9 protein-coding genes and 1 pseudogene are annotated in these 11738 nt (G+C 39.5%); 1 reads left to right on the plus strand and 9 read right to left on the minus strand.

Going from position 1 to position 11738, the window contains the following annotated elements; all coding sequences use genetic code 11:
• Window positions 1-6: 6 nt before the first annotated feature.
• The 5 genes from CHH91_RS07320 to CHH91_RS07340 all read right to left on the minus strand — a co-directional run bounded on the left by CHH91_RS07320 (window position 7) and on the right by CHH91_RS07340 (window position 5748).
• Window positions 7-1320: a CitMHS family transporter gene (locus CHH91_RS07320; protein ID WP_095222787.1), complete on the minus strand. Its 1314-nt coding sequence runs from the start codon at window positions 1318-1320 to the stop codon at window positions 7-9.
• Between the two features lie 80 nt (window positions 1321-1400).
• Complete coding sequence (locus CHH91_RS07325) at window positions 1401-2351, minus strand: hydroxymethylglutaryl-CoA lyase (RefSeq protein ID WP_095222788.1); 951 nt, start codon at window positions 2349-2351, stop codon at window positions 1401-1403.
• On the minus strand, window positions 2352-3554 hold the full coding sequence (locus tag CHH91_RS07330) for a CaiB/BaiF CoA transferase family protein (RefSeq protein WP_095222789.1): 1203 nt from the start codon (window positions 3552-3554) through the stop codon (window positions 2352-2354).
• Between the two features lie 141 nt (window positions 3555-3695).
• Window positions 3696-4397 (minus strand): FadR/GntR family transcriptional regulator, encoded by a 702-nt coding sequence (locus tag CHH91_RS07335; protein ID WP_095222790.1) that lies wholly within the window; start codon window positions 4395-4397, stop codon window positions 3696-3698.
• A gap of 157 nt (window positions 4398-4554) precedes the next feature.
• Complete coding sequence (locus CHH91_RS07340; RefSeq protein ID WP_095222791.1) at window positions 4555-5748, minus strand: hypothetical protein; 1194 nt, start codon at window positions 5746-5748, stop codon at window positions 4555-4557.
• A gap of 349 nt (window positions 5749-6097) precedes the next feature.
• Here CHH91_RS07340 and CHH91_RS07345 point away from each other — a divergent pair, with 349 nt between their 5' ends.
• The gene (locus tag CHH91_RS07345) at window positions 6098-6673 is read left to right on the plus strand and encodes a TetR/AcrR family transcriptional regulator (RefSeq protein ID WP_095222792.1); all 576 of its coding nucleotides are present in this window, start codon (window positions 6098-6100) and stop codon (window positions 6671-6673) included.
• Between the two features lie 108 nt (window positions 6674-6781).
• Here CHH91_RS07345 and CHH91_RS07350 read toward each other — a convergent pair whose 3' ends face one another.
• The 4 genes and pseudogenes from CHH91_RS07350 to CHH91_RS21585 form a co-directional block, all read right to left on the minus strand.
• A complete protein-coding gene (locus tag CHH91_RS07350) occupies window positions 6782-8143 on the minus strand; it encodes an amino acid permease (RefSeq protein ID WP_095222793.1) in 1362 nt (453 codons plus the stop codon).
• Between the two features lie 513 nt (window positions 8144-8656).
• Complete coding sequence (locus CHH91_RS07355) at window positions 8657-9673, minus strand: 2,3-butanediol dehydrogenase (protein ID WP_095222794.1); 1017 nt, start codon at window positions 9671-9673, stop codon at window positions 8657-8659.
• A 45-nt stretch (window positions 9674-9718) separates the two neighbouring features.
• Window positions 9719-10546, minus strand: coding sequence for a methyl-accepting chemotaxis protein (locus tag CHH91_RS07360; protein ID WP_095222795.1), 828 nt, complete (start codon window positions 10544-10546; stop codon window positions 9719-9721).
• A gap of 11 nt (window positions 10547-10557) precedes the next feature.
• Window positions 10558-10890: pseudogene (locus tag CHH91_RS21585) on the minus strand (methyl-accepting chemotaxis protein); the annotation flags it as partial.
• Between the last annotated feature and the right edge of the window lie 848 nt (window positions 10891-11738).

Consider the following 11738-nt stretch of genomic DNA (forward strand, 5'->3'; position numbering starts at 1 on the left):
TACATCTTAAATGGATAAAGCTCCAACCAAAATAGCAACCAAAATCATAACAAGTGCACTTCCTACAGCGTATTTTGTAGAGAACTTAATATGATCTCTAAAGCTCACACCCACTAGTCCTATTAAGACGTAAACAGACCCTACCAGCGGACTTAATAAATGAAGTGGTTGGCCAAGCAACGATGCTTGTGCAATTTCTAATTTATTTATTCCAATTTGCGAAGCACTTTCAGCAAGGATTGGTACAATACCGAAGTAATAGGGATCATTTGCCATAAAGAATGTAAAAGGCATACTGGTCAAACCAACAAGAAGCGGTAATTGTGGGGAGAGTGCATCTGGAATGACATTTACGAGCGCTGTTGCCATGGCGTCGACCATTCCAGTGCCTTCTAATATCCCAGCAAAAGCACCTCCAGCAAAAATGAGTGAAACTACTGTGAGCACATTGCCAGCGTGAGCTTCTATTCTAGCCTTTTGATCACTTATCTTTGGATAGTTCACTACAGAGATTATGACAAAGCCAAGCATGAATAGTGCTGGTAAAGGCAAAGCAGCCGTCAAGAGACACAAAATGAGCGTCAGCGTAATTAATAAGTTAAACCAGAATAGTCGAGGTCTTTTCAATGAAGAGTCAGTCTCATTGCTTAGGGTTGATGCTAATTCATCTTCAGCATTCCAACTTTGCTGCTTTTGGAGAGATGGTGATATGCCCAATCTTTTTCTTTCTCTCAAACCAAAGAAAATACCAAGGCCAACCACATACAAAGCTGCCGCGATAATGGAAGGGAGGAGTGGTGCAAGCACTTCTAACGCGTCATAATTAAATACAGACATGACTCTAGCAGTAGGGCCGCCCCATGGGAGGACATTCATAATCCCCATACTCATAGCAGGGAGACAGGCAAGTATTAGTTTATTCATCCCCAACTTTTGGTATAGTGGCAAAAATGCAGTGACTACAATTAAATACGTAATCGTACCATCTCCATCCAACCCGACAAGGAGAGAGAGAATCGCTGTTCCTATTGTAATCTTTAAAGGATCCCCTTTCGATAACTTAATCACTCTATCTACTAATGGGTCAAACATACCTGCATCGATCAGAATTCCGAAATACAAGATGGCAAAGGCAACCATGATAGCAGTAGGAGCTATCGTCTGCGCACCATCTATAATCATTTCCCCAACATTCGTGAAACCTGCAAACAATGCAAATATTGCCGGGATGATAATCAGGGCATTTAAAGCGCTCATTTTATTACTCATGATCAAATACATAAAGACTACAATCATAGCAAACCCCAAGAAAGTCAGCATAACTTCGCTCCTCACTAATTCGTTGTTTTGATAACGCTTTCACAGACTGTTTTTAAAAAGAAGCTTTTTATCGCCCCTTCTTATCCAAGCTTCACTTGTCCTGATGGCTTACCATGCAGATTTGAATTAGGCCCTGCCTTCAGCAAAAAGCTTCCGCCATCGTGCCCTACCGTTCTTTTCACTTCTTCTGCTGCTTCCAATAATCTATCCAAATCAATTCCTGTTTGTATTCCCATTTCATGAAATGCATGGACTATATCTTCACTGGCGATATTACCAGCAGCGTTCGGTGCGTATGGACAGCCACCAAGTCCAGCAGATGAACTATCAAATATTGTCACTCTTTGCTGGAGGGCTGCCAAGCTATTCGCAAGTGCTAAGCCCCTTGTATTATGGAGATGCATGGAGAATGTAAAGTCAGGATATTCTTTTCTCATATTTCCTAAAACCTCATATATGAGATTGGGGTCTCCTGTACCTGAGGTATCAGCTAAAGAGACCTCTTTTATTCCCATGGCACGGTAGTAAGATAAGATGGCCAATAATCTTTCTAGCGGAACTTTCCCTTCAAAAGGACAGCCAAACGCCACAGAAATCGAACCGCTCACTGCCACATTCTTTTTATTTGCCAGTTCTACAATTGGTAACAGTGCTGCTTGTGCTTCTTCGACAGTTGCATTTGCGTTAGACAAGCTATGGGAGTCTGTTGCAGAGAGCATCAGTTTTAATTTTTTAATCCCAGAATTAATTGCTCTCTCTGCTCCCTTCAGGTTTGGAACCAATGCACGAAACGAAACATCTGATAAGTCTTGTACTTGCTTGACTACTTCTTCCGCATCACTCAATTGCGGAATAGCTTTTGGATGAACAAATGATGTCACTTCTATATGTTTCACACCTGCATCAGCAAAAGAACGTATCAATCGAATCTTATCCTCAGTAGGAATCCATTCCTCTTCCATCTGAAATCCATCTCGGGGACATACTTCCCAAATAGTAGCTTCTTTCGGCAGCCAATCATAACTGGGCATTTATATAACTCCTTTCTCATATAGCTTCTGGATTTGTTCTTCTGTCAATCCAATTTCATCCTTCAGAATGGCGGTGTTATGCTCACCAAGCTCTGGTGCACGGCTTCGAATCCTCCCAGGGGTAGCGGAGAACTTTGGTACGATTCCAGGCATTTTCACTGTTCCAAAACGAGGATGATCTACCTCTACGATATTTTCCCGTGCCTTATACTGCGGATGATTGAAAATATCTTCTATGCTTAAAATAGGGGAAACAGGCACCCCATCCTTGTCCATCTTATCCAGTAGTAAATCGTTATCTAAGCCGGCTATGAATTTTTTCACTATGTCCTGTAGTTCCTCGTCATGCTGCATTCTGTCTTGATTTGTTTTAAAAGACGGATGATCAATCAAATCTTCTCTGCCCATAGACGCGGCTAAACGTCTCCAGGTTTTCTCCGTACTGCACACGAGTACAACCCATTTTCCATCTTTCGTTTCATATGTTCCTGCTGGGCTTGAATGACCTGCTAGCATCGGAGCTCTTTCTCTAACCTTTCCTAGCTGATCATGCTCTGCAACTAGGAACTCCATCATACGAAACATAGCTTCATACAAACCTAATTCCACTACTTGCCCTTCAGCGTCATTTTTATCTCTATGATAGAGAGCGCTTACAGTTCCGAATGCAACAAATAAGCCGGATACATAGTCCAATAATGAAAAAGCCGGGCTTACTGGAGGTCTGTCAGAGTATCCTTGCAGATATGTGAAACCTGAGAATGCTGTACAAGGAGTCCCAAATCCTGCTTTCTCAGCATAAGGGCCTGTCTGTCCGTAACCAGATTGTCGTGTTAAAACAATATTTGGGTTAACCTCTTTCAATACATCATATCCAAGCCCCCATTTTTCTAAAGTGCCGGGACGGAAATTTTCTATTACAGCATCTGATGTTTTTACTAACTCTTTGAAAATTTCTTTTCCTTCTTCTGTTCTGATATCAAGTGTCAGAGATCTTTTATTTCTTGAAAGGCCCGGCCACCTTAATGATTCAGAATCTTTCCAAGGCCCTAATCCTCTCGTTGCGTCTCCTTTTCCAGGAAGCTCTACCTTTATTATTTCCGCTCCTAGATCACCTAACAAACAGGCTGCAAAGGGAGCAGCGATTACACTGGAAGCATCGATGATTTTTAGACCTGTAAGCGGTCCGTTATTCTCTGTCATACTATCCCCTCCATCAAAATCGGACTTATGGTTTGCTGGTCTGACCAGTTTATTGTATTGTGCCTTATTTTTATGAAAGCGTCAACATATATGTAAAAAAATAAAAATCCCTATCAATTAAATGACAGGGAAAAGTAAAATCTAAGTTCTATTTATTAAGCTCTCTCTTAAACGTTGTAAGTGTGCAGACATTGCTTTTGATGCCTCTTGCGCGTTACGCCTTTTTATAGCATCAAATATATCACGGTGCTCAGCTGATGAACGTTGTAACTTATCCTGTGATAATAATGTTTTCAGGCGAATTTGCTGCAGCATATTAAGATTCGTTTCTAATGTTGTGACAAGCACGAAATTATGAGTTGCTTCAGCCAATGCTAAATGGAACATGCTGTCGCGCTCCAATTTCTCTTCAAAACCCTCTTTTTTAGCTTCCACTTTTATCAAAGCAGCTTCCATTTTAGCAATATCCTCATCAGTGGCTCTCTCACATGCAAGTGCAGCTATCGTAGGTTCAATCATTTCCCTGGCTTCGAGAAAGTGCATAATCGATGTTGTTTTCATAAGATCCACTGGATCAAATTTATATTCCATAACAAGCCTTTGGTCAACGTTTTGTACGTAACGTCCGCCACCAGGTTTTGCAATGACTATGCCCTCTGCTTCCAGGACACGAAGAGCTTCTCTAAGAGAGGTTCTGCTGCATCCAAGCATACTTGATAATTCCCGCTCACCAGGAAGTCGTTCCCCAGGAAGTATCCTTCCTTCTTTAATCCGGTCCCTTATTTGATCTACTATTTGTTCGTATACTCTTGTATATTTAATTCCGTCAAAAAGATCGCTCATTATGTTCCCCCCCTTGCCATAGACACTAGAAGTCAATATGTTAAATATACCATATATCTTTCTTAGGAAGGTATTAGTGCAGCAACCGGTTTAATTGGGGGCAAAGTTATTGAAGCCGAAGAATAGAAGGGAATTACACAAATAGTTTTGTACGTGTTTATAAATCATTTATAATTCGATCGATAATCTCTGTATCTTTTGCAGTGGTGGTCACAGATAGAGAAAGTGTATCACCAACTGCGACACAGGAAAATTGGTATGGCATGTTGGGTTCAGGCCCTAGCGCAAATGAAAGTGATTCGATTTTTTCTTCTATTTCTTTTGGGAGTCTTATCAATCCTAAATTTGAGAATCCAGTAGTGTAGCCTGCTCCCTCATTCTCCCCAATCTTTTTTATCATGCTGTTTTTCACAAATAACGGTATACATTTCCCAATTCTCATTAACCTTTCCATTTCGCTCACTTTAGACTGGATAAAATCCGGAGTAATATCTGCAAACTGCCTTTTTAAATCTTGTGCCATATCGGTGAAACTCAAAGATTCAGCCATTGTAATCGCCTTATGAGTTACAAAATTACGTAAAGATTTACTAGGAAAAAAACCTCTGCAATCAATAGGAACATTGACTGTTATCTTATTATTGGAACCGTCTTTCCTTCTTTGTATTGCAAATTCGTTGCAAATATGGGCCATTATAAATTCGGTGATCGTTAAGTTCTTTGTTTTGGCTTTCGCTTTTATATGCGTAAGTTTAAACTTATGCGTCATGATCCTTGTAGCGACAGGTTGGTATTTAGGTATATAAGCGTCCTTGTCATCTTCAAACTTAGTCTTTCTTAAATCAGCATACTTCACGTATGCATCCTCCGCTTCTTCCAGGTGCATAGTCTCATTACAGTTTACTAACCTCTCTTTTATTACTCTTTCACCTAAGAGTTCAGAATATCTAGCCAACAAAGAACTAACTACCATAGCGAGACTGCGCCCATCGCATACTGTATGTAATACCTCAACAGTAAAATAACGCTCTCCATATATGACTCTTATCAGATGGTTGCTGCTCATTTTGAAAGAACTGCACAATGGTGGAAAATCGTTCTCGCTTACGATTTTTGGGGGAATTGCAAGAACTTCATGATAATGCCACATAAAACCACTCTTGAGACCCACGTTTAGAAAGGGTAGCCTTTGCATAAGATCATTTACTGCTTGCTGGAGTGTTTTAGGGATCAATGGATCTTTTAAGTGTGCTGAGACACTAAAAGTACCGGGATTATTTTCACTATGAACAGCAGCATAAAACTGCCCAAGGTGGTCAAGTTGGATTTTTGTTTTAGGTAAAAGGTTCAATTTATATATATCTCCTCTACTTCTATTGTTCTTCTGCATAAAATGAGTATTTTTAGTTCCTGAAATTATTCACTAAAAATTTAAGCCGTCCATTAAGGCTTTACGTATGTCAATGATTTTTCACTTAACCCAAATCTTGTCTTGATCAACTTTCTTGTGGATATGCTTTTCTTTAAGGGCCGGTAGTTCTGTAGAAGACTAAGCTAATAATCCAAAAGTCATTTAATTTATTTTTATAAATCAAATACATATCGATGTTACACTTGTAGCAGCGAAACAATTATATTAGAAGTTGATTTGCTTTAACAACACGTATAGGGACGGACTACACAAAAAGGGGTGAATTGTAATGTCAAAAAAGACCGAACTTGAACGAAAAGATATATTACGATTATCTAACGAAGAGTCAAATCGAATTACTAAAGAATGTATTGAAACTGCATTATTAATTTTAATGAAAGAGAAAGAATTCAAAGATATCTCTATAACGGATATAGTAAAACGCTCGGGTGTTTCAAGAACTGCTTATTACCGTAATTATTCATCGAAAGAGGATATTTTGAATAATTATTTAGAAACAGTAGTAAAAGCTATTACAAATAAAATGGATTTGACCACATATTCAGAAGATGATTTCGGTTTTTGGCACTCAATGTTCATGCAAGTGAGAAATCATTCAGAGATGTACTCCATTTTGCTTAAAGCGGGTTTTGAAGGGATAATACTTTCAAATATCAACAAAATAATGCTTGAAGATCTTCCTGCTGATACTATCAGTAAGAAGCAAAAATATGATATCTATTTTTGGAGTGGAGCTGTCTATAATATTCTAACGGAATGGATAACTTCTGGAATGAAGGAAAGTAATGAGGAAATGGCTCAAATATGTTGTGAGGTAATAGCGGAGGCAAATTCACCGATCTAGATTCATGGTATGAAGAATTAGAATTCTGATTATATTTTGTTATGAAAACCACAAGTCAAGTAATTCAATCAATAATAAATGCGTGTCCCTATAATGGACACGCATTTTTTATTTTTTCTTCAGTGTATATCCTATTACCAATATCAGTACCCACAAAGGCAATATAAATAGAGCCAAACGATAATCCGGCATAAATCCTATAATGACAAGCACCGCTGCCAGGAATAACAGTACAACATAATTGGAGATAGGATACAGCGGCAGCTTGAAGGATAACTTGCTTGCTGCTTCCTTTCCTATACGTTTACGGAATGCTAAATGGATGATAATAATCATACTCCAGTTGATGATGCCTGCAACTGTTGCAGTTGCCATCACATAGCCGAACACCTTTTCCGGCATTAAGAAGTTGACTACAACAGCAATTCCTGCCACCCCGGAAGAGAGTAAGATGGCTGGTACTGGTGCACCTGTCCTTTTGCCGGTACGCTGCAGGAACTGTGGTGCGTTGCCCTGCTTCGCTAGGGCATGCAGCATGCGCCCATTGCTGTACAAGCTGCTGTTATGCGCCGACACAGCTGCAGTCAAAACAACAAGATTCAATATTCCAGCGGCTGCCGGAATACCGACGCCTTCGAGTATTTGAACAAAGGGACTGCTTTCCCCGTCAATTTGATTCCATGGGAAGATAGCAGTGATTACAATCATTGAACCAACATAGAAGATTAAGATGCGGTACACAACTTGATTGATTGCTTTAGGAATCGTTTTCTTAGGTGAATCCACCTCACCCGCTGTTATCCCTACTAGCTCGACACCGCCAAAGCTGAACATAACAGGTACAAGTGCCAGAAGAACACCTATCATTCCGTTTGGCAGGAAGCCTCCTTCATCAAAAAGGTTGGAGAAACCGGTCGGTACACCGTTATTGCCAAAACCAGTGAAGATGATTATCAAACCTAAAATTATCATGCCAATAATAGCTACCACTTTGATGAGAGCGAAATAAAACTCGAATTCCCCATAAAGCTTGACACTAAGTAAATTAATGCAAGTAATCAAGATAAGGAATCCGAATGCTGTAAGCCAGGACGGTACTTCCGGAAACCAATATTGGACGTAAATTCCGACAACCGTCAACTCCGCCATCGTTACTGCCACATAATTGAACCAATAGTTCCATCCGGAAAAGAATCCGAAAAAGCCTCCTAAGTTCTCATAAGCATAATAACTGATGGAACCAGAGTTTGGCGTATCAACTGAAAGCTCACCCAGAGCCCGCATGATAAAGAATATCATCAAGCCGCCTACCAGGTAAGCCAGCGGGATTGCCGGTCCTGCTAATCCAATGGAAGAAGCAGAACCATAAAATAAGCCGGTTCCAATTGCTCCGCCCAGTGCAATCATCTGCACATGGCGGTTTTTTAACCCTTTTTGTAAATCGTTCGATGTTTGGTTGTTTCTATTCATAACTCATGCCCCTTACTACCTATTCCCACGTATCTTTTTATGTGTTGATAGCTAACATCTTCAAAAAACTATCTAGTACAACTCCAAAAAACACAGAAGAAAGAAATGTGGGATATATCGTATGCTATTGCAAATAAACTTAGTATAAAGAAAGATCATTTATGAACATTCTACGTGCACATTGTACCAGTGTAAGCTTTTCCTTCAATAAAGTCTATTGTAACCGAAATCGAGCTCTTACCTCCAACAATGATTGTTAACCTCTATTCCAGCTTTCCATGACTCAAGGATCTCTATTTGAAGCTATTCTGTAATCTAATAAGTTCTTTACAGTTATTTATTCAACTAACTTAAATTGAACTTTAAAATGAATCAAGTGAAAACAATCTCATCCAAAAAGTAAAATTATGATGTATGGAATCCTCAACTTAAAAAAACTCCCCTTCAGTAAACAGTTAGTTTAACTGATTACTTGAAAGGGAGCATATCAAACTGATCTTCCTTTTTCCTATCTTAACTAGGTTTAACTAAGATCTTACATTCATTTTTATCACTTATCAGTTTTTCAAAACCATCTGCCACAATGTTGTCCAGCTCTATAATACTCGTAATGACTGGCTTAACATTCAATGATCCCTTAGCTAACAAATCAATTGCTTGGCTAAAAATATTATTGTAACCAAGAGAGGAATTGATTTTCTTCTCACTGACTACTTGCATTGTTGGGTGATAGTTAACTGGATTCGCGAAAACACTGACAATCATAAATTCCCCATTAGGTTTGATGCAATCAAGAGATTGATTGAATGTAGCTTCCACCCCTGCAACATCAAAAGAGACATCCACTCCGCCATTCGTATTATCTTTAATGACTTGCGCTGCATCTTCCTCTATCGGGTTTATAACAATATCCGCACCCATTTCCAAAGCTAATTTTCTGCGTTCCTCATTTACTTCAGCCACAAAGATCTTACTTGCTCCTGCTGCCCTCAAACTTTCTGACAAAAGCAGTCCGATGGGTCCTGCACCAAAAAGCGCTACGCTGTCGCCAATTTTAAATTTGCTTTTTCTGATTGCTTGTAATACAACAGCTAGAGGTTCTATTAAAGCTGCCAATTCATAGCTAAGTGTAGCCGGCAGTGCAAATACATTTGCTTCTTTTACTACAACGTATTCAGCAAAGCCGCCATTCTCGTGAATTCCGTATGATTTCATATCAGGACATATATTATAGTTTCCTGTTTTACAGGTATCACACTCGCCACATCCCCAAATAGGTTCTACGGCTACTCTATCACCAGCTTTAAATTTGGTTACATTGCCGCCCACCTCAACAATCTCACCAGTAAACTCATGACCTAAAATCATTTTATCTTCTGTTACAAAGGTCTTATGCAGGTATTCGTGAAGATCAGTACCGCATATACCTGCGAATTTAACCTTGACTTTAACCGTATCTTGGCTGACCTCTGGCTCAGCGATATTTTCAACCTTTACATCTTTTGATCCGTAATATACTAAAGATTTCATTGTATTATCCCCTTTTTCAATGAAGTAGTTATATGCTAGTCCGTCTTAATTTGTGAGGTCTTTTATGTATTGTCCGATATCATTGCTTTGCTGATCAAGATTCTGTATATCTTCCATGAACTCTACCATTACACGAGATTGTTCTTCGGATGCAGTGGACACTTCACCGATACTCACAGTCAAATTCTCCATGTTTGTCCGTATTTCCTGAAGGGATTGACCGATTGTACCGACTGCTTCTTTCGTCCCGATGGAAAGCTTACGTATTTCATCTGCCACGACGCCGAATCCTCTTCCAGCATCCCCAGAACGGGCTGCTTCAATAGCTGCATTCAAGCCCAATAAGTTTGTCTGTGTTGAAATATCCTCAATCAGTTGAACAACCTTACTAATTTCCTGGGAGTTCTCATTTGCATGAGCTGCTTGACCATTGATATCCGTGCTCGTAGCAGAAAGTTCTTCAGCCTGCGCAGCAACTTGCTGCACTTTTCCCTGCAGACTGCTGACAATAGTGCGTAATTCATCCAGTTCCTCATCTAATATTTCTTCATCTTTCAAGGTTTTGGTGATTTGGAAAACACCGACAATCTCCCCGTTTTCATCACGTATGGGATTAGCGGAGTATTGCATACCGACACCGTAACGCTCTTTTGGAATATGTATTTGTACCTTTTCTCCATGCAGCGCTTGACGCAGTATATCGTTATCCTCAGAAAAAGCGAAATCGCCGACATTAACGCTATAATCAAAGTCTTTCGACTGGGAAGAAAAGATAAAATTCTCTGTGTCGGTAACGACAACAGCGCAATTCTCACCAAGGTTTTTTTTGATCTCAGGTGCTAGATGGACCAACGCTTGTAATGTTAGATTCATATTCTAATCTCCTATTCCTGGTTAGTTACTTTCTTCATGGTTTCTATTATTTGTTTGCTCTTTTCGTCCAAAGCTTGAATGTCATTCATGAATTCGACCATGACGACAGACTGCTCCTCTGATGAAGTGGAGACTTCATTAATGCTGAGTGTCAGGTTTTCAATGCTGGATCGTATCTCTGTTAAGGATTTCCCGATTGTCTGAACTGCTTCCTTCGTATTATCGGAAAGTTTACGGATTTCATCTGCCACTACACCGAAGCCTTTTCCTGCTTCGCCAGAACGAGCTGCCTCGATGGCTGCATTTAATCCAAGAAGATTTGTCTGTGTGGAAATTTGTTCTATCAATTGAACCACTTCACCTATTTGGCGGGAGTTTTGGTTTGCATTGTTCGCTTGCTGGTTGATGTCACTACTAGTAGCAGAAAGTTCCTCTGCTTGTGCAGCTACATGCTGTACCTTACCTTGCAATGCATCGATGACCTCATTCAGTCTGCTAAGCTCTTTATCCAGCTTCTCTTGATGCTCCAAAGTCCGAGATAAAGACAAAAGACCAACGATTTCGTTTGTTTCCATATCCCGAATAGGAGTTATGGAAGTTACGACTGGTACACCGAAAATCTCAGGATCTTCGGTTTTAGAAATAATGTGTTCTCCTTTGATGGCTCGCAAATAAACCTCATGTTCATCAAGTCTTGATTTTCCAGCTTCAACGTCCAGCTTCAAAAGCGTTGATGGAGCAAAATAAACAAACTTCTCTGTATCCATTACGCCTATTGCGGCTGTCGGACCTAGTGTATCTTTTATAATGGGGGCAATATTGACTACTGCCTGAATCGTAGAATTCATAAACAAGCTCCTCCGTATGTATTTCTTCTATATACATATCGGTCAGAAGTACTAGAATGTGAAGCGCTTCACTATAAAAAGTCTGATTTTGTCAAAATAGGTAGAATAGTTTTATAAACGGAAAAGTAGGATGGTACATTTATGGAGAGAAGATTTATACATAACGTAGAAGAGTAGATAACATGATAAGACTAACCTGATTTAAAATGTATATAGAGTAAATACAAATTGAATAAGCCACTTTTTATTCCACTCTAGCGGAATTACTTCTTTTGTTTCTTTAAATGATCCAATGAATGAATTACAAAATATTTTTTTATTAATCCGTTTTAGCAGCTGAAGAT

It is taken from the genome of Virgibacillus sp. 7505 (assembly GCF_002272135.1).
GTDB lineage: Bacteria > Bacillota > Bacilli > Bacillales > Amphibacillaceae > Terribacillus.